This is a genomic window from Paenibacillus peoriae, from assembly GCF_022531965.1.
GTDB classification, from domain to species: Bacteria; Bacillota; Bacilli; order Paenibacillales; family Paenibacillaceae; genus Paenibacillus; species Paenibacillus polymyxa_D.
The window spans coordinates 1,352,000-1,370,895 of the sequence record NZ_CP092831.1; the positions used below are offsets into that span (position 1 = coordinate 1,352,000).

An 18,896-nucleotide genomic window follows, 5' to 3' on the forward strand; every position below is an offset into this window, starting at 1 on the left:
ACGCAAGCAGGCGGTGAATAGGATATGAACTCATATATTGTAAAAAGACTGGCCATATTGATTCCTGTATTACTAGGCATGACGCTTATCGTATTTTCGATTATTCATGCTATTCCGGGTGATCCGGCGGAAACCATACTAGGAGATAAAGCTACGGAACAGTCCAAGCAGGCGCTACGTGAGCAATTGGGACTGGATAAGCCGTGGTTTCAGCAATATGGAACCTATTTGAGTGAACTGGCACATGGAGACTTGGGTGATTCCATTCGCACCAGACAGCCGATTGCCCGGGAAATGCTTCCTTATCTGGCGGCTACGCTGGAGTTGACAGTAGCGAGCATGTTTTTTGCCATAGTAGTTGGAATGAACGCTGGCATCGTGAGTGCCTGGAAGCGAAATTCCTGGTTTGACTATGTCAGCATGGTCATTGCACTGGTCGGAGTATCGATGCCGATTTTTTGGCTGGGCTTGATGGAGCAATGGATTTTTGCAAATAAGCTGCATTGGCTTCCTTCCATCGGACGCATGAATTCCCGTGATCCGGTGGAAGCTGTGACACATTTAGCCGTGATTGATGCGTTCATAGGTGGACGTATGGATCAGGTGTGGACCGTTATCAAGCATTTGATCCTACCCAGTATCGCACTGGGAACGATTCCAATGGCGGTCATTGCGCGCATTACCCGTTCCAGTATGCTGGAGGTTATGGATGCGGACTATATCCGTACGGCTCGGGCGAAGGGGCTGGCATCTTTTCAAGTCGTGTACAAACATGCGCTTAAAAATGCTGCGATCCCTGTGCTTACTGTCATCGGTCTTCAGACGGGATCACTACTGGGAGGCGCGGTACTGACAGAAACCATTTTTGCCTGGCCCGGCATCGGGCGGTACATTTTTGAAGCGATCAGCTCGCGTGACTATCCGGTTATTCAAAGCGGAATTCTGATCATAGCGTTTCTGTTCGTCATCATTAATCTGATTGTCGATTTGTTGTACGCGGTTCTCGACCGGCGTATCCGTTATCAGTAATCAAGTCGTCAATTGTTCAAGGGGGAGCTTGTCCGATGTCACAATTTTCAATGGAACCCAACAACATACCGACGACACGCAGTACATTGGCGCATTTGCCTGTTGTGACTGGCCCTTGGAGGGACGCGTGGAGGGCATTCCGTCACAATAAAATGGCGTTCGTCGGCCTGAGCATTATTATCTTCTTTGTCATCATTGCTTTGATCGCGCCGTGGATTGCTCCTTTTGACTATAAAGAGCAAAATTTGGTGAGCCGTTTGCAGCCTCCTTCTGCGGAGCATTGGTTCGGTACGGATGATCTCGGTCGAGATTTACTGACTCGCACGCTGTATGGAGCCAGAATCTCGTTGTGGGTCGGTTTCTTGTCTGTTATTGGTTCAATGATTGTAGGAACCGCCTTAGGTTTAATCGCAGGATTTTACGGAAAATGGGCAGATATGATCATTTCGCGGCTATTCGACATTTTACTGGCATTTCCGGGTATTTTGCTGGCCATTGCTATTGTGGCCATTCTAGGGCCTTCATTGGAAAATGCGCTGTACGCCATTGCCATTGTCAATGTGCCAACGTATGGAAGGTTAGTTCGCTCTAAGGTGCTGAGTGTCAAAACAGAGGAGTATATCACTTCTGCTAGAGCGCTTGGAGCCAATAATACACGAATCATCCTCCGTTATATTTTGCCTAACAGCCTGACACCAATCATCGTACAGGGAACGTTGGGGATCGGAACGGCTATCATTGAAGCAGCAGCGCTTGGATTTCTAGGCTTGGGTGCACAACCTCCTGAGCCAGAGTGGGGTAAAATGTTGTCCGATTCACGGCAATATATCCAGAACGCGCCGTGGACAGTTATTTTTCCGGGGATATCTATCATGCTGACCGTATTGGGCTTTAACCTGATGGGTGATGGGTTGCGGGATGTATTGGACCCGAGGGCGAAGCGTTAGAGCAAAAGTGGTGAGGGATATAAAGTTGAGTAAAAAGGTGTTCTCTGGCCTGTAGCAAATGGCTGGGGGACACCTTTTTACATGAGCATTTTGCATAATTTCGTTTTTGAAAATTAGGCATCAGTATCTTAAGCCTGAGCGAACAGCATGGGAAAACCGTTCAGTCTACGCTATTGCCACGGGCAAGGACTTACCTAAAAGCCCACCATCGCTTACTCAATCCGCCTGCGGAATCGCTGGTAGAGGAGAGCCGTACCCGACTGGAGACGCTACTAACCTTCTCCCCGCTGCTTCGCAGCGTATGGGAATGGAAGGAAGCAATGACTGCTCGCCTAACTTTAGTGCTGCCAAACTGGGATTTGAGCGTTGGTGTGAGCAAGGCGAAAAGATGGACCACCCTGCTGTTTGTAGCACCTTAAAAACGATGCGCAATTGGAACATAGAAATCGTAAACTACCATCAATGTCGGTGGACAAACGCAACGGTAGAAGGTCGTCACAATCGCATTAAGGCCTTTCAGCGTCGCCATGTTGTCATTTAGAGGCTGATTGAATATGTAAAATTGTTAATATTTAGGAAGTGGAATTTTGTTCTGTCCCACTTCCATTTCATTAGTTATTTTAATGTCTTTACTTTCAAAGAGAACACGAAAGTAACTTACTAGAAACCTTTTTGCATCCTATAGTCTAATCTTCAGTCAAACGACCATTATGCCAAAGTTGTTGATAATACGGATGTGTTTTTTGTAATGCTTCATGTGTGCCTTGACCTGACAGGCGTCCTTCTTCAAAGACAAGGATTTGGTCTGCACTTGTAATCGTGGATAATCGATGGGCGATGATGATCGTCATCCGGTTTTTCGTTAACGCTTGAAGGGCAAGCTGCACTTCACGCTCTGATTCGTTATCTAAGTTCGATGTCGCCTCATCAAGTAATAAGATTCTCGGACTTCGTAAAATCGCACGAGCAATCGCAATACGCTGTTTTTGACCACCTGAAAGCTTAATACCTCCTTCACCAACCTCTGTATCGAGGCGTTTGTCCAGCTGCATGACAAAATCATAGGCATAGGCTGCTTTTAATGCGGCAAGTACCTCTTGTTCGCTTGCTCCATTCGTCCCGTACATGACGTTGTCACGAATCGTTCCATTTAATAACGGTGCATTTTGACTTACATAGCCAAACAGCCCACGCCACTCTGTTAAGTTAAATTGCTCAATGTTTTCGTTACCATACAGTATCGCACCTGATGTCGCGTCATAAAATCGTTCAATAAGGGAGAACATCGTCGTTTTCCCACCACCACTTCGGCTGACAAAGGCGGTCGTTTCATTCGGTTCTAACGTAAATGTCATGTCATTTAATACATACTTTTCATTATATTTAAACGATACGTTTTGGAAGTGGATAGGTAGTGGTGTAGCAGATACTGGTTTCCCGTCTTGTACTTCACGCTTCACATTGAGTGCTTCAACAATACGCTCTGTCGCACCAAGTGTTTTTTGTAAATTGGTAAAGAACGTCGCCATTTGTGTAAATGGCATAATAATTTGCACTAAATAAATCATAATGGCAACAAGCTCGCCTGAAGTGATTGCTCCTGTTGCTACCTGTGAGCCGCCATAGCCGAAAATCGCAATCAATACGACCATCATGAGTAGCGTCATCAGTGGTGAAAGAATCGCAACAATCTTCGCTTCCTTTAAACCGTACTTGTACAGCTGCTGAATTTGCTTTTTACCGCCTGCTAGCTCCTGCTGCTCCGTTTGCGACGCTTTCACAAGACGAATATTCGATAAAATACGTCCTAATCGTCCGCCAAAGCCTGCTAGCTCATCCTGATTTTCTACTGAGATGGCATACATTTTTTCGCCTAATGGATACGTCACAAAAATTGTCAGTGGCACAGCAATCAGGAGTAGCAATGTCATTTTCCAGTCAATCCATAGTAAAACAACAACGGCACCGAGGATCGCAAATAGTCCTGACACAAAGGACACGAGCTGCTCGGTCACAAACTCCTTCACGACATTTGTATCCTGCGTAATGCGGCTCATCGTTTCGCCTGATTCATGCGCATCATAATACGATAAACGTAAATGTAGCATATGTTCCCATACTTCTGTCCTTAAATTCGCGACAACCTTTTCACCTAAACGGCGCATCAGATAAAACGCAATGGCACTTAACATCGCTTGCACAATTAAAATCGCAATGACTGGCAAGAGTGATGTTACGGCAAAACCCGCATCTGAAATTTGATTAATGAGCTTCATCGTTAACAGGGGGACAGCAAGCCCAGCTGCAACCTCCACTAAACTAATGAAAAATAAAAAGACTAATTGCCCCTTCGCCATTTGACTGCGATTCATCAATGCCCAAAGCTGTGAGACCTTTCCTTGCATTACGCTTCACTGCTTTCTTTTGTCATGACCTTTTCAAAACGGAAAAACTCATAATCTGCATCAGATTCAGGCTCTTCTCCTTCAATACTCGGTCCTGGATTGCCTCGGTGATAAAACTCCACAATTTTAAAGCCACATTTATTCACATAAAAATGGATGTTCCGCTTTTCAAAATACGGTGTATGTAGCTCCCAAACCTTCGTCTTTGGGAAAGCTGCTTCTATCGCTTCCCATGCCTTTGTACCAAGACCTTTGCCGTGTGCATTAGCCTTTGTATACAAGAAGTCCACTTCGTTTCGCTGTGTGTCGGGATTAATTTTTAATACGATGCCACCGATTCTTTCGCCATTTAGTACAATTTGACGCACAACCGAATCTTTTGCAGTAAGTGAATGCTCGAAATCCTCATCGGATGGGATTGGTCCCATTTCTGTTGGATCCTCTGCTTCTTGAAAACTATCTTGTAACCCTTTCATAAATGCCTCTTGTAATTCTTCCTTAAATATTGCTAGCTCTTCCTGCGGTACAGGGGCTATCGTAATTTGTTCATTTTGTTTTGTCATCTCTAAAACACCTTTCTCTTAAACTGAGTAAAATATTCGTCCGATTGTTAAAAATAGTAGACTCCAAAGTAAAGCACTCACCCCAGCATATAGCATGTACGATTTTAGAGGCATATGCGAAATGCCACAAAAGTACCCCGTAACATGGCGCATGCCAGGAACAAAATAGCTGACGATAATGGCCGGGGATCCGTATTTTTGAATCCAGCGTTCTGCCTTATTACGCCATTTCAGTGAGAAACCAAACCATTTACCAGGCCAAATTAGTAGTGGACTACCGATTCTTTTGCCTATTTCATAACTAACAAGCATGCCTATCAATGACCCACTAAAAACAGCTAAGAAAGAAAAACTCTAATGTAACAGCCCGATTTTCGTGAAATAGCCAACAAATAATAGTACCATCACTTCATCGGGAATCGGAAGGCTAAATAACTCGAGGGCAAGCACAATAAAAACCGCTGCGTACCCGTAGTTTTCAATTAATTGATCAATATACCCCATGGCACTCTTCCTCATCAACCTAAGTGCGTTCAACACCTTAGTAATTGCTTGTCTCATTTATGTTTTCGTGTTATGTTCGCAAGGAATAGTGTAAGGTATGGAGTAACTCCAGAGTAAAGAAAGAAGTGAAAAGAGATGAAAAATACATTCGAAAAAACATATTTGACAGGCGAATTTGCCAAGTTACTTGAAATCAATAAAGATACATTGCTTTATTACGATAAAATCGATTTATTTAAGCCTGCAGGCACCTTTGATAATGGCTATCGCTACTACACATTTGAGCAGTTCGATCAATTTGTAGCGATTCAATCGCTTCGTGCAGTTGAGGTACCGATTAAAGAACTCAAAACGTATTTTGACGCGCCTAACGTACAAGCGTTACAACAATTAGCAATGGAACAGCAAGAAAAAGCGGCAATGGAAATTCAAAAGTTACAAGATATTCAGTTTTTCCTAGAACGAACGGTTGCCCTGACAAAAGAGATGGAAGAAGTATCATTTGGAGAAGTATTGATGAAGCAATTACCAGCCGAACCTGTTGTGTATAGCGACGAGAAAATAGATTGGTCGTCGTTATCAATGGGGGAACTTTACGAGCAAACTACGCCATTTTTAAAAAAGCTTGGGATTAAAAGTACAGCCGCATACGGTACTGTGTATACAAAAGAAGATTTTTTAAATAAGAAGTTTGAAGGCGTAAGCTACCTATTTTGTCGCCTAGATGACCCGTCAGCAAGAATGAAACCAGCTGGACACTACGCGGTTATTTATCATCAAGGACCTTATGATGAAATCTCACAGACTGAGACTTATAATACGCTACTCGCTTATTTAGAACAGGAGAAGTTAGCGTTAGATGGTGATATTTATGAGGAATATTTACTGCACTCGATTGCAGCAAAAGAGGAAAAAGATTATATTACAAAAATTAGTGTGAAAGTAAAAACGCGTGAGGTGAGTTATCAACCTCTTTAAAGCTTGTTATACTTTACGTCTATCTTGCTAGATAGGCGTTTTTAATTTTTCAAAATCTCTCTCAACAACAAGCCTGATAATTAGGTGCATAATTAAAATGATAGCATTAGGGGACAATTCAACAGGTCTTAGTTAATAAATAATCTTCAACAATCGGGCGCGTTTATGAAGTAACGCTGTAGAAAATAATCAAACTCAAAACCATTAAATATAAAGTCTAGTTTTATTTTATTATACTATTTACCCTATATTAAGTTTTTTTGGACTTGTTTTTTTTATTACTCATCGTCTGACCACTGGCTTGGCTTGATAGGCGATAATGCGCTAGGTGGGATAGTTTGATGCTTACATATATAACTGAAAGTCATGTGAGCTTTCATGAAGCGCGAAAAAAATGTATAATCACTCCAATTGAGTACGTAGGGAGTGGGATTTATGACATGGCAGGACAAGAGAGAGCATCGGCAATTTGCGGAACAGACACGAAGCGACGCTTCACGGGCCGCATATGAACGGGATTACTCCCGTTTGATTCATTCACCGACTTTCCGTCGGTTGCAGGGTAAATCACAGGTATTTGGTGCAGGCACGGGCGATTATTATCGCACACGACTGACGCATTCTTTGGAGGTAGCGCAAATTGCGCGTGAAGCGTCACGAAGCTTGCTGCGCCGCCATCCCGAAGTAGAGCTGGAACAGGCAGATAACGCAGGACTGATCATTGACCCTGAGGTGGTAGAATGTGCTTCCATCGCACATGACTTTGGGCATCCCCCGTTCGGACACAAGGGAGAAGAAGTACTGGACGGCATTTTGGATCAACTGATTGAAACAAAGGTAGAAAAGATATCCTCTGTCGGAGGCTTCACACCGGAGTCCAAGCGTGGACAGGAGGCCTATGCGCGTGAGCGACGAATTTATGAGCATTTTGAAGGGAACGCGCACAATTTCCGGCTGATTATGTTTTTGGAGAAGCGTGAGAACGTGGATGGTTTGAATTTGTCGGACGCTGTGTTACTGGGGATCAACAAATACCCATACCCAGGGATTCTGAACAAAAAAGGGTTGTATCTGCATGAGTGGGAATATATACGTTCCATCCGCGAGGATTGGGGTATCCCTGATGGTAAAAAAACGCTGGAAGCCCAGCTTATGGACCTGTGCGACGATATCGCTTATTCTGCGCATGATTTGGAGGATGGGATTAAGGCTGGAAAAATCGAGGTACACGAGCACTTCTTGTATGATCCGTATTTAATTCGTCTGATTACGGAGAAAATCACCACGTTGGAGGATAGCTTCTGGCAAGGCTGGCAACTGGCTCAGATTGAGCAGAAGGTAGCGGCTGTGCTGAGTGAATTTTTGAAGGTGTGGAATGGCAAGATGCCGATGTGTGAACACGATTATTCCCGGACCCGCCGTGAAGTGAAGGCATACTGGGTCAGTCTGTTTGTCAGCAGCTTGGGTGTCATTGATGATGGAAATTGGAAAAAAGTGACCTTTGTACGGGATGGAAACGAAGATTTGGATATGCTGCGCACGGTGAGTGTATTGAAAAGCTTTGCTTGGGTTACGATGATCCGCGATCTGCGCGTACAGCGACTGCAAAAACGGAGTGAGTGGATGCTCAAACGACTTTGGTTGGCTTTTCTGGACCCGGAAACATCCAAATCTATTATTCCAAGCGACTGGCTCCAGCGCTATGAGCGCGACCAAGCCAAGACGAAGCCGATCTGGACATGGGAGCATATGGTCATAGACTATATTGCAGGCATGACCGATGCTTTTGCTGAAAAAATCTATAATGAGTTATACGGCCTGAAGGTGGGTTCCATTTATGATCTGGATTAACCTTTAAATTCCCCCTATATAGTAGAAGAAACTGGTTTATAGCTGATAGTAGGAGGGAGGATTGTGTCTATGCCATCTCGGTCTTTATCTATAAAAAGGTTGAATCTCGGTGTGCTCGATATGGTGCCGTTGCTGCCCGGTAACCGTCCGGAGCAGGCGGTTCAACGAGCTGGCGAACTAGCGAGACAGGCAGAAGCGTGGGGATATACACGCTACTGGACCTCGGAGCACCATGATATGGAGGGGCTGGCTTCCTCCAGCCCGGAAGTGCTGCTATCTCATATCGGGGCGGTGACGAAGACAATCAAATTGGGTGCAGGTGCTATTTTGCTCCCGCATTATAGTCCAGTCAAGGTCGCGGAATGGTTTCATCTGCTGGCCGTTCTATATCCTGGCAGAGTTGAATTGGGTCTAGGGAGAGCACCTGGTGGGGGACCTCATGCTTCGATGGCACTGAGCGGCAATTTTCTTCAACATGTGACGGAGCTGCCACAGACGATGGAAGCTCTATTGGCTTTGCTGGAAGGTACTTACGAATATGAGCAGGTGCCTGTGTTTGCTCGGCCGATGCCTGAACAGCCGCCAGCAGTGTGGATGCTGGGCACAAACCGAAAAAGTGCCGAATATGCCGCCCAGTATTCAACAGGCTATGTATTCGGTCAGTTTATGAGTGAACAGCAAACGGAAGAAATGCTCAGCATTTACCGCTCCAGCTTTCAGCCATCCAACCGGATAGACAAGCCACGTACCATGGTTGCTGTAGGCGCAGTATGTGCCTTGACGGATGAGCTGGCGCAGCAATGGACTGCTCAGATTTCATTGGGCGACCCGGCAATGCGAGCCAGTTGGCTGGTGGGAACGCCGTCGGTTATTGCCGAACGGTTACGTGGCTTGCAGATTAAATATGATAACGATGAGTTTCTGTTGGTCACACCGATTCCCGATTATGAGCAGCGGCTTCACTCCTACCGTCTAATAGCGGAGGCCGTAAATTCTAGCCTTGATTCCTAATGAAAAGATGAAAAGAGATCTGACATGAATAAACAGAAAACGAATATCGATGAAATGAAACCAAGCTACGTGTATACCTATGCGTGTCATGAAACAGAGCGTGAGTTATGTCTTTTGGAATTAAAATGTTTGTTCGGTCAGCCGCCCGTGCAGGATTCCATCCTGTTGTCCCATCGACGGCTGGAACCGGGGACCAGCCCGTTTATTCATCTTCGGCTGGATGTAGTGACAGATGCGGGAACACTGGAAGAGCTATGCGAAGCAGCCTCTATGTTACAGCTTGAGGAAGGAAAGACTTTCAAGGTGTTGTGCCTTAAAGAAGGTGACCATGAGGCCGACTATGACGAGCGGCGCGGGATCGAACGCCGGATTGGCGCGCGTATTCATGGGCAGGCGCAAATGAAGACACCGGATATCACCCTTGGTGTTATTCGGATAGGACAACGGTGGCTACTGGGCAGGTGTCAGTATAGCGACAGATCGTGGCAGGAGCGTCGTCAGAAGCCGCAAAATTATTCTACTGGACTACCCGTTCTGGTAGCTAGGGCACTTGTGAATTTGGCAGCAACTGATCTAATAGCAACAAAGGGAGAACCAGGCTCATTGAAACTGCTAGACCCGTGTTGTGGTATGGGCAATGTAATGATTGAGGCATTGAGTATGGGAAAGGATATTCGCGGTTGTGATATCAATCCGTTGGCGGTGCGTGGGGCACGAGTGAATTTGCGTCATTTTGGATATGAAGAAGATCTAGTGAAACTCGGGGATATGAATAAGCTCGAAGGCACATACGATGCGGCCATATTGGATATGCCCTATAACCTGTGCTCCGTGCTCCCGGCTGATGAACAAAAGAAGATGCTGCGCAGTCTGAGACGCTTGGCCGCGCGGGCGGTGGTCGTGAGCACGGAGCCGATGGAAACATTGTTATCCGAGTCAGGTTGGACCCTTACGGAGCAATGTCGCATACATAAGACAGGTATGAGTCGGGAAATCTGGATCTGTAAGTAGTGTGTTAATACTGAGTTTTATAGTTAACCAAATTCAACGGCAGTTCCTGATCAGCGGCATAGGCATTCAAATTAGTAAGAAAAATATCTACCGCTCGTTCGGCGTATCGGTCCGTATCGCCTGCAATATGCGGTGTGATCAAAACATGGTCCAGACTCCATAGTGGATGTGACGCAGGTAGTGGTTCTTCCTCGAATACATCCAGTCCGGCAAAGGCAATATGCTTTTGCTCCAAAGAGCGTACAAGCGCATCCGTATGAACGGTTCCACCGCGACCTACATTAATGAAGAAGGCTCCCTTACGCATAGCTGCAAATGCTTTTTCGTCAAAGAAGTGGTGGGTCTCCTTGGTGAATGGCAATATATTTACCACGATATCCGCTGCTCCCAATGCATCGTGTAGTTGTTCGTTAGTATACATATGCTCTACATGCGGAGCTTCCTTACCAGAACGCCGGACTCCGATTACCCGCATGCCAAAGGATTCTGCAATCCGCGCTGTTTCACGGCCAATTTCGCCAACGCCTGTAATCAACAGCGTTTTGCCACGTAATTCCGTCAGTTGGCCTTTCGGTGGTTGCCATGTTTTCTGACGCTGCAAGAGAGCTGCTTGCTGTAAATAACGTGTATGCGATAGCAGCATTCCAAAGATCTGCTCTGTAATTGGAATGGCATGCACACCACTCGTATTCGTGAGTAAAATGTTACGCTTCTCCAATTCGGTAAGCGGTAGCTTATCAATCCCAGCCGACCAGGTTTGTATCCACTTCAGCTTGCTGTCTGGATGTAATGCATCTTCGGCAATATGCTTGGACCAGCCCAGAATAATCTCGGCTTCCCGGATTTGTTTAGATTCTAATTCCTGAGCTTTGCCAATAATCAACTCGTAGCCCGAAGCCGCTGCACGAACTTGTTTTTTTTGCTCTTCCGTCAGTTGATGTAAGCTTAAAATGTTTCCCATAGTTCATAGCCTCCTCGATTTTTGATTCCTTGGAGTTTCCAATATATTCTGGCGAACCATCTTTTCAAGAATAACAGATTGCTGAAAAAATTGCATAAGAAGGATAAAAACGAGCTCGCGGTGTCACTATATATAACAACAAATGGCTTTACCCTGATTAGGGACAATCCAAACAGCTGCTTTTGAGATATCCACAAATATCTATAGCAAAGGAGGTAAAGGTTGATGAAAGATGAATCGCAAAGACTTTTTACAGCTATTGCTCTCCCAAATGAGCACAAGAAGAACTTACATCATTGGGTGGAGCAGGATTTGAATGATCTTTCTTTTCGCAAATGGGTTGATTTCAGAGATTACCACGTGACACTTCAGTTTTTGGGTGATGTGGAGACCTCGGTTATCCCGAAACTTGAGCAGGTTTTAGTTCAAGCGGCAGCTGAGCATCACCCGTTCACACTTGGCATTGGAGAAGCAGGTTTTTTTGGCCGTGAAGAATTTCCACGTGTACTCTGGAAAGGAGTGACTGGACAGCGAGAGTCGCTAGAGCAGCTATATCAGTCTATACTTCGTGCTACCAAACCCCTTGGTTTTAAACCTGAGGACAGACCTTATCGGCCTCATATCACCGTAGCACGTTCGTACACAGGGGGACAGCCCGTTCCAGCTTCTGTGTGGCAGCCAAATGACCGAAGCGGCGGGCCTTGGGAAGTGGGAGAATTTGTTTTATATGCAACACGATTGGGTCAAAAACCAATGTACCAAATAATTCAAACATTCCCATTAATGAGGCGAAACCCTTGATCTATCAGCGAATTTAGTGATATAGTGTTTCAGCGTTATTCAAAAAGCGCATTTTGGGTTACATATCTGAGGAATGTGCTTAAGTTAACGGGAGGAACATTATGGAAATTATTAAAGAACATCGTTGGTTTGCACCTCTTTTGAGTGTGCTGCTTGTTTGTATATTGGGGATAGGCCTCTACGCTGAGGTTCAGCAAACACAGAATAATCATAAAAATGCATCCATGCATTCTCTGAGCTGGTCAGGGAACTCTGCAGCTCCTACATATGGCGACAGGATGGGGACCCATAAAGGGTCTAACAGGACAAGCCCCATCTTTGTTGCTGCTCATGGGCAGCCAAGCTGGAAAGAAATCATGCCGACTCCGTTACCCGCTTCCCAGATGAAGCAGGCGGAACAAGCTCGGAATAACGTTGCTACAGGCAAGAAAAAGCCTGAGGTCCAGCATAGCAAGTCCGCAATCCTAACCCCTCCTACAACCATCTACTTTACGAAGACAAAAATGCTCACGCAGGATGACAAGGCGTTGTCTACCTGGAGCTATACTGTCTCCGCTAAAGAACTGCTCCTGCTGCAAAAAATAGTGATGGCAGAAGCAGAAGGCGAACCGTACGAAGGCAAAGTGGCAGTTGCCAACGTTGTCTTAAACCGGCTGCGGTCAGCCCCATTTCCCGATACGATTCAGGCAGTGATTTATCAAAAAGCGCAATTTAGTCCGGTCGCGAACGGGCGTCTTCGTCGTGTTCAGCCCAACCAGGACAGCATTCGTGCGGTTACTGCTGCTTTGAACGGCCATAAAGCCGTGCCTGATAACACCTGTTTTTTCCTGTCGCTTACGTTGGCCCAGGACCTTACGGTTCATCATTCCCGTACCAAGGTGAAAACGATCGGTCATCATACCTTTTATAAATAAAGGCACCCTTCTACAAATAACAGCCCTTTCTAAACAATAGGGTTCAGCTTTGTGAACGGATTTTGTGGTACAGGTGAAGCCAGAATGCAAAAGAGGTATAATAGGTAAAGGAAAGTAACCCAAATAATGAAAGTGACAAAGGAGGCGTAGATGAAATGAAAATCACATATTATGGACATTCAGTTGTACTGGTAGAGGCAGAGGGGAAACGGATTATTATTGATCCTTTTTTGACGGGAAATCCTAAAGCAACCGTACAGGCCGAGGATATTCAGGTGGATGCCGTGTTGTTGACACACGGTCATGCCGATCATTTTGGTGATGCTGTTGAAATTGCCAAGCGCAATGATTGTCCAGTAATCGCGGTCGCGGAACTGGCCGAATATTGTTCATCCTTGGGGGCCAAAGCTCACGGTATGAATCTGGGTGGGGGTCACCACTTTGACGGTTTCCATGTGAAATTCACACTTGCGTTTCACAGCTCATCTTTGACGGTGGACGGACAAACCATTTACATGGGAGAGCCTGCGGGGATTTTATTGACCATGGGAGGCCAAACCTTTTTCCATGCAGGGGATACTGGTCTGTTTGGCGACATGCGTCTCATTGGGGAGACTAACTCCATCGATGCTGCGGTATTGCCGATCGGAGATGGTTATACGATGGGACCGGAGGATGCATTGCTGGCAGCAAAATGGCTGCGTGCAAGCCGCGTAATACCGGTGCATTACAATACGTTCCCGGGTATTGAGCAGGACGGAGATGGCTTCTGTGATCGTCTGCACAAAGAAGGTATTGAAGGGAAAGCATTGAAGCCCGGCGAAAGTCTCGAATTTTAATACGGATATCTGATTTGCGTGAATACACTAGATGGTCTATTAACTTATCGTATCTCCTTTGTCAGCCTTTTCTGTTCCTTAGAGGAATAGGAAGGGTTGTTTTTTAAAAGTGAATATTTATACATAAAAATGAGATAAAATTGCATTGATACGTTGAAGCTGTAATGTAAAAGATTTATTATCACAATCATAAAAACTTTGAATTGCTAACATGATAGGTCAATGATAAAATGATAGAACTAATTAGATTCATCAGTGGAATCGACGTATTTTTCAAGTCAAGCCATTGCATAATTATTGAAAAACATACGCATTCGGTGGACCGTACCGCCTTGAATACGTCACATGTTTTGTCCCCCATTCCTCGTAGTTGTTCTTTGAGTTACCTCTTGTTGCCACTGTCTTCTATTCGGCCGCCTGTATTTCAGGCCAGCATGACTTTATAACAGAAAGGTTGCGTTCCATGAGACAGACAGGTTTACCACCCAAACAGGGACTATATGATCCCCAATTCGAAAAAGACGCCTGCGGCATGGGCTTTGTTGCCCACATCAAGGGAAAACCATCGCACGATATTGTAAGTCAGGCTTTGACCATGCTCGTGAATATGGAGCATCGGGGCGGTCAGGGAAGTGAACCTAACTCCGGTGACGGAGCAGGGATTATGATTCAGGTCCCTCATCTGTTTTTTCAAGAGGAAGCGGAGCGATTGGGCTTCAAATTGCCAAAGGCCGGACATTATGGCGTGGGTATGCTTTTTGTATCCAATGATCCAAAAGTTCGTGAGGTGCATGAGCAGAAGCTAAGAGATATCATCGTGGACGAAGGTCAAAATTGTTTGGGTTTTCGCGATGTTCCAACTTATGACGAAATGCTGGGTAAATCGGCAAAAGCAGCTAAACCGGGTGTGCGTCAGGTATTCATCGGTCGCAGTAGCGATTTGAAGGAAGAGTTGGACTTCGAACGGAAACTGTATGTCATTCGCAAACGTGCAGAGCTTGCTATTCGCTATAACCAAGAGGATGAGAACGGTGAGTCGTTCTATATTCCAAGTTTGTCCTGTCGCAAGGTTGTATACAAAGGAATGCTGACAACCGAGCAGGTAGGTAAATTTTATCTGGATTTGCAGGATGAGCGGGTGACATCAGCGATCGCGCTGGTCCATTCCCGTTTTAGTACGAATACGTTCCCGAGCTGGGATCGTGCGCATCCTTATCGTTTTATGATTCACAACGGTGAAATTAATACGATGCGCGGCAATGTGAACTGGATGCATGCGCGTCAGGCGCAGTTTGAAAGCGAAGCGTTTGGCGGAGACATTAAGAAGGTAAAACCCGTCATTAACCCAGATGGCTCGGATACAGCCATGTTTGATAATACGCTGGAGTTTCTGTATCTGAGCGGACGATCCCTTCCTCATGTAGCCATGATGATGGTGCCGGAGCCTTGGAACAAGCATGAAACCATGGACCCGAAGAAGCGGGCATTTTATGAATATCACAGCACTATGATGGAGCCGTGGGACGGACCTGCTGCAATGGCGTTTACAGACGGTATCCAAATCGGGGCGATTCTCGACCGCAACGGTCTGCGTCCTGCACGTTACTATGTGACCAAGGACGATCTGATCGCACTGTCTTCAGAGGCGGGTGTATTGGATATTGATCCTGAAAATGTGCTCTATAAGGATCGTCTCCGTCCGGGTCGTATGCTGTTGGTTGATACCCAAGAAGGCCGTATCGTTTCTGACGAAGAGTTAAAGGAACGTATTGCTTCCGAGGAACCTTATCAGCAATGGCTGGATGAGCACTTGGTTGATTTGGATGAGCTGCCGGAAGCACTAGAACAGCCGGAGCCTAAACATGAAAATGTAAATCAGCTTCAGCTCGCTTTTGGATATACGTTTGAAGAACTGCGCAAAATTCTGGAGCCGATGGCACTTACAGGTGCAGAACCGATTGGCTCAATGGGATACGACGCACCATTGGCGGTGCTGTCTGATCGTCCGCAACGTTTGTACAATTACTTTAAACAAATGTTCGCCCAAGTCACAAACCCGCCGATTGACGCCATTCGTGAAGAGATTGTAACGTCAACCGCAACTACGATTGGACCAGAGCGCAATTTACTGCATCCAGAACCGGAAAGCTGTCGCCAGATTCGTTTGGATTCGCCGGTGCTATCGAATGAGGAGTTTGCCAAAATTCGCCACGTGCACCGTCCAGGCTTCAAATCGATGACGATCCCGATCTTCTTTGAAGCGAAGGAAGGTGCTGAGGGCTTACGCAAGGCGCTGGAAGGATTGTTTGAGGCGGCTGACCGTGTCATTGACAAAGGTCATAACATCCTGATTTTGTCCGACCGTGGAGTGGATGCGGAGAATGCAGCCATTCCGGCGTTGCTAGCTGTTTCCAGCCTGCATCACCATTTGATTAAACAGGGTACCCGCACACGTGTAAGTATTTTGCTGGAGTCCGGCGAGCCAAGGGATGTTCACCATTATGCGGTGCTGCTTGGCTACGGTGTGAGTGCGGTTAATCCGTATCTGGCTTTTGAAACGCTGGATGTCATGATTCAGCAGGGTTTGCTGCGCGGCATCTCGCACGAAAAGGCAGTTAAAAATTATATTAAAGCGGCAACGAAGGGTGTCGTTAAAATATTGTCCAAAATGGGTATTTCCACGATTCAGTCGTACCGTGGGGCGCAAATTTTTGAGGCCGTAGGTTTAAAACAGGATTTTGTTGACCGTTATTTCACCTGGACACCTTCCCGCATTGGCGGTATTGGTCTGGAGGAAGTGACTATCGAAGCGCTGGTTCATCATAATCGTGCTTTCACCGACAAGGACGGCAACGACAAAGTGCTGGATTCGGGCGGCGAATATCAATGGCGTAACGATGGGGAAGAGCATTTGTTTAACCCGCAAACGGTGCATTTGCTCCAGCAGTCGGTTCGCTCGGGAGACTACAAGCTTTACAAGAAATACGCCAAGCTGGTACAGGGTGAATCTGAACAGTATTTGACGATTCGCTCCATGCTTCAATTGAAGCCTGCTGGTGAGCCTGTGCCGCTGGATGAAGTGGAATCCGCTGCATCCATTATGCGTCGCTTCAAGACAGGAGCCATGTCCTTTGGCTCGATCAGTCAGGAAGCGCATGAAGATATGGCGATTGCGATGAATCGGATCGGTGGCAAGAGCAATACGGGTGAAGGTGGGGAGAACCCTGCACGTTTCATACCGGATGCCAATGGTGATTCTCGTCGCAGTTCGATTAAGCAGGTAGCATCGGGCCGATTCGGTGTAACATCGAATTACTTGGTGAATGCCGACGAAATTCAGATCAAAATGGCGCAAGGCGCGAAGCCGGGCGAAGGTGGACAACTGCCAGGACGTAAGGTGTACCCTTGGGTCGCTGAGGTCCGTGGCTCTACGCCAGGAGTAGGTTTGATTTCACCGCCGCCGCATCACGATATTTATTCTATCGAGGATTTGGCAGAGCTCATCTATGATCTCAAAAACGCCAATCCGCGTGCTGACATTAACGTGAAACTGGTGTCAGAGGTAGGCGTAGGTACGATTGCTACAGGGGTAGCTAAAGGCCGTGCTGACATTATTCTAGTCAGCGGTTACGACGGTGGTACAGGCGCTTCTCCGCAAGGCTCCATTCGTCATGCGGGTATGCCTTGGGAGCTGGGTCTGGCGGAGACGCATCAGACGCTGATGCTAAACAACCTGCGCGACCGCGTAGTATTGGAGACAGACGGCAAGATGCTGTCTGGCCGCGATTTGGTAGTAGCTGCCCTGTTGGGCGCGGAAGAATACGGCTTCTCTACAGCGCCGCTCGTGGCGTTGGGCTGTATTATGATGCGGGTATGCCAAATGGATACATGTCCGGTTGGTGTGGCTACGCAGAATCCGGAGCTGCGCAAAAATTATATGGGCGATCCTGCCCATGTGGTGAATTTTATGCGTTTTATTGCAGAAGATGTCCGTGAAATTATGGCGGAATTGGGCTTCCGTACGATTCAGGAAATGATTGGACGTACGGATTGCCTGGATACCGTGAACGCCGATTCGCACTGGAAGAAGAAGGGCGTAGACCTGAGCTTGCTGTTGCATGTTCCTGAGTTGGAAGAAGGTAGTGTACGTTACCGTGTACAACGCCAAAATCACGGTCTGGAAGAAACACTCGACATGCAGCAGCTCGTACCGATGGCTGCGAAAGCGTTGGAGAACGGAACGCCTGTTGAGGGTACCTTACCTATTACAAACGTGAATCGGGCGGTAGGGACGATTCTGGGCAGCGAGGTCACCCGTAAGTATGGAGCGGCGGGTCTGCCTGAGGATACGATTCGCTTTAACTTTATTGGATCGGCAGGTCAGAGCTTCGGAGCATTTATTCCGAAAGGCATCACGTTGAGCGTGGAAGGCGATAGCAATGACTATGTCGGTAAAGGGCTATCTGGCGGTAAGGTTATTGTGAAAAAGTCTCACAAAGCGACCTTTAAGGCAGAAGAGAACATTATTATCGGAAATACAGCCTTGTATGGAGCGACCAGCGGTGAAGCTTACATTAGCGGAATCGCAGGCGAGCGCTTTGCCGTTCGGAACTCCGGCGCACGTATTGTTGTTGAGGGCGTTGGAGATCATGGTTGCGAATATATGACAGGCGGACGTGTAGCTGTATTGGGTGGAACCGGACGGAATTTTGGAGCTGGAATGTCCGGAGGTATTGCATATGTCTATGACCCTGAGGGGACGTTCCTGAGCCGTTGTAATCTGGAAATGGTGTTGCTGGAAGGTGTGGAAGAACCTACAGAAGCAGCGGAGTTGCGTGGCTTGATTCAACGCCATGTCACTTACACGGGTAGTGAAGCGGGACAACGTATTTTGGATGATTGGCAGACTGCGATTCAGCAGTTTGTACGAGTGATTCCAAAGGATTACAAGCGTATGGTTGAACAGATCCAAAAAGAAGAGGCAACTGGTTTGAGCGGAGATGAAGCTCTATTGGCAGCATTTGAAGCCAATATGCGTGAATTAGCACGTGCCGGGGGCTAAAATGTAGACTACCAGGTTCA

The 18,896-nt window shown here is 46.5% G+C and carries 13 protein-coding genes and 2 pseudogenes; 11 read left to right on the plus strand and 4 right to left on the minus strand.

All coding sequences use genetic code 11. From position 1 onward, the window contains the following. Positions 1-24: 24 nt before the first annotated feature. From MLD56_RS06065 to MLD56_RS06075, 3 genes and pseudogenes are all read left to right on the plus strand, one after another. A complete protein-coding gene (locus MLD56_RS06065) occupies positions 25-1,029 on the plus strand; it encodes an ABC transporter permease (protein ID WP_029516174.1) in 1,005 nt (334 codons plus the stop codon). A gap of 35 nt (positions 1,030-1,064) precedes the next feature. Next, entirely contained in the window at positions 1,065-1,976 is a 912-nt protein-coding gene (gene nikC / locus MLD56_RS06070; RefSeq protein WP_029516175.1) for a nickel transporter permease, read from the plus strand. 152 nt (positions 1,977-2,128) lie between these two features. After that, positions 2,129-2,505 (plus strand): annotated as a pseudogene (locus MLD56_RS06075) (transposase); the annotation flags it as partial. 157 nt (positions 2,506-2,662) lie between these two features. Here MLD56_RS06075 and MLD56_RS06080 read toward each other — a convergent pair. From MLD56_RS06080 to MLD56_RS06090, 3 genes and pseudogenes are all read right to left on the minus strand, one after another. Beyond that, the gene (locus tag MLD56_RS06080) at positions 2,663-4,381 is read right to left on the minus strand and encodes an ABC transporter ATP-binding protein (protein ID WP_029516177.1); all 1,719 of its coding nucleotides are present in this window, start codon (positions 4,379-4,381) and stop codon (positions 2,663-2,665) included. Continuing rightward, positions 4,381-4,944: a GNAT family N-acetyltransferase gene (locus MLD56_RS06085; protein ID WP_029516178.1), complete on the minus strand. Its 564-nt coding sequence runs from the start codon at positions 4,942-4,944 to the stop codon at positions 4,381-4,383. The genes MLD56_RS06080 and MLD56_RS06085 overlap by 1 nt, the downstream gene beginning before the upstream one ends. 18 nt (positions 4,945-4,962) lie before the next feature. Beyond that, positions 4,963-5,280 (minus strand): annotated as a pseudogene (locus MLD56_RS06090) (DedA family protein); the annotation flags it as partial. Between the two features lie 303 nt (positions 5,281-5,583). Between MLD56_RS06090 and MLD56_RS06095 the strand changes: the two are divergent. From MLD56_RS06095 to MLD56_RS06110, 4 genes are all read left to right on the plus strand, one after another. Further along, entirely contained in the window at positions 5,584-6,426 is an 843-nt protein-coding gene (locus MLD56_RS06095; RefSeq protein WP_029516179.1) for a MerR family transcriptional regulator, read from the plus strand. A gap of 435 nt (positions 6,427-6,861) precedes the next feature. Then, positions 6,862-8,277 (plus strand): deoxyguanosinetriphosphate triphosphohydrolase family protein, encoded by a 1,416-nt coding sequence (locus MLD56_RS06100; protein WP_029516180.1) that lies wholly within the window; start codon positions 6,862-6,864, stop codon positions 8,275-8,277. Positions 8,278-8,346: 69 nt separating this feature from the next. Next, entirely contained in the window at positions 8,347-9,288 is a 942-nt protein-coding gene (locus tag MLD56_RS06105; protein ID WP_029516181.1) for an MsnO8 family LLM class oxidoreductase, read from the plus strand. 24 nt (positions 9,289-9,312) lie between these two features. Beyond that, complete coding sequence (locus MLD56_RS06110; RefSeq protein ID WP_029516182.1) at positions 9,313-10,299, plus strand: methyltransferase domain-containing protein; 987 nt, start codon at positions 9,313-9,315, stop codon at positions 10,297-10,299. A gap of 4 nt (positions 10,300-10,303) precedes the next feature. Here MLD56_RS06110 and MLD56_RS06115 read toward each other — a convergent pair whose 3' ends face one another. After that, positions 10,304-11,260, minus strand: a complete 957-nt coding sequence (locus MLD56_RS06115; RefSeq protein WP_029516183.1) for a D-2-hydroxyacid dehydrogenase — start codon at positions 11,258-11,260, stop codon at positions 10,304-10,306. Between the two features lie 225 nt (positions 11,261-11,485). Here MLD56_RS06115 and thpR point away from each other — a divergent pair, with 225 nt between their 5' ends. From thpR to gltB, 4 genes are all read left to right on the plus strand, one after another. Beyond that, positions 11,486-12,061 carry an RNA 2',3'-cyclic phosphodiesterase gene (thpR, locus tag MLD56_RS06120; protein WP_029516184.1) on the plus strand — a complete coding sequence of 192 codons (576 nt, stop codon included), beginning with the start codon at positions 11,486-11,488 and terminating at the stop codon, positions 12,059-12,061. A 101-nt stretch (positions 12,062-12,162) separates the two neighbouring features. Next, positions 12,163-12,975 (plus strand): cell wall hydrolase, encoded by an 813-nt coding sequence (locus MLD56_RS06125; RefSeq protein WP_029516185.1) that lies wholly within the window; start codon positions 12,163-12,165, stop codon positions 12,973-12,975. 155 nt (positions 12,976-13,130) lie between these two features. Further along, positions 13,131-13,814 (plus strand): metal-dependent hydrolase, encoded by a 684-nt coding sequence (locus MLD56_RS06130; protein WP_029516186.1) that lies wholly within the window; start codon positions 13,131-13,133, stop codon positions 13,812-13,814. 463 nt (positions 13,815-14,277) lie between these two features. Further along, positions 14,278-18,876: a glutamate synthase large subunit gene (gene gltB, locus MLD56_RS06135; protein ID WP_029516187.1), complete on the plus strand. Its 4,599-nt coding sequence runs from the start codon at positions 14,278-14,280 to the stop codon at positions 18,874-18,876. The last annotated feature ends 20 nt before the right edge of the window (positions 18,877-18,896 follow it).

What these genes read in the sequence shown, in the direction of transcription:
- MLD56_RS06065 (WP_029516174.1), top strand. Translation starts at nt 25, where the DNA reads ATGAACTCATATATTGTAAAAAGACTGGCCATATTGATTCCTGTATTA.
- nikC (WP_029516175.1), top strand. Translation starts at nt 1,065, where the DNA reads ATGTCACAATTTTCAATGGAACCCAACAACATACCGACGACACGCAGT.
- MLD56_RS06080 (WP_029516177.1), bottom strand. Translation starts at nt 4,381, where the DNA reads ATGCAAGGAAAGGTCTCACAGCTTTGGGCATTGATGAATCGCAGTCAA.
- MLD56_RS06085 (WP_029516178.1), bottom strand. Translation starts at nt 4,944, where the DNA reads ATGACAAAACAAAATGAACAAATTACGATAGCCCCTGTACCGCAGGAA.
- MLD56_RS06095 (WP_029516179.1), top strand. Translation starts at nt 5,584, where the DNA reads ATGAAAAATACATTCGAAAAAACATATTTGACAGGCGAATTTGCCAAG.
- MLD56_RS06100 (WP_029516180.1), top strand. Translation starts at nt 6,862, where the DNA reads ATGACATGGCAGGACAAGAGAGAGCATCGGCAATTTGCGGAACAGACA.
- MLD56_RS06105 (WP_029516181.1), top strand. Translation starts at nt 8,347, where the DNA reads ATGCCATCTCGGTCTTTATCTATAAAAAGGTTGAATCTCGGTGTGCTC.
- MLD56_RS06110 (WP_029516182.1), top strand. Translation starts at nt 9,313, where the DNA reads ATGAATAAACAGAAAACGAATATCGATGAAATGAAACCAAGCTACGTG.
- MLD56_RS06115 (WP_029516183.1), bottom strand. Translation starts at nt 11,260, where the DNA reads ATGGGAAACATTTTAAGCTTACATCAACTGACGGAAGAGCAAAAAAAA.
- thpR (WP_029516184.1), top strand. Translation starts at nt 11,486, where the DNA reads ATGAAAGATGAATCGCAAAGACTTTTTACAGCTATTGCTCTCCCAAAT.
- MLD56_RS06125 (WP_029516185.1), top strand. Translation starts at nt 12,163, where the DNA reads ATGGAAATTATTAAAGAACATCGTTGGTTTGCACCTCTTTTGAGTGTG.
- MLD56_RS06130 (WP_029516186.1), top strand. Translation starts at nt 13,131, where the DNA reads ATGAAAATCACATATTATGGACATTCAGTTGTACTGGTAGAGGCAGAG.
- gltB (WP_029516187.1), top strand. Translation starts at nt 14,278, where the DNA reads ATGAGACAGACAGGTTTACCACCCAAACAGGGACTATATGATCCCCAA.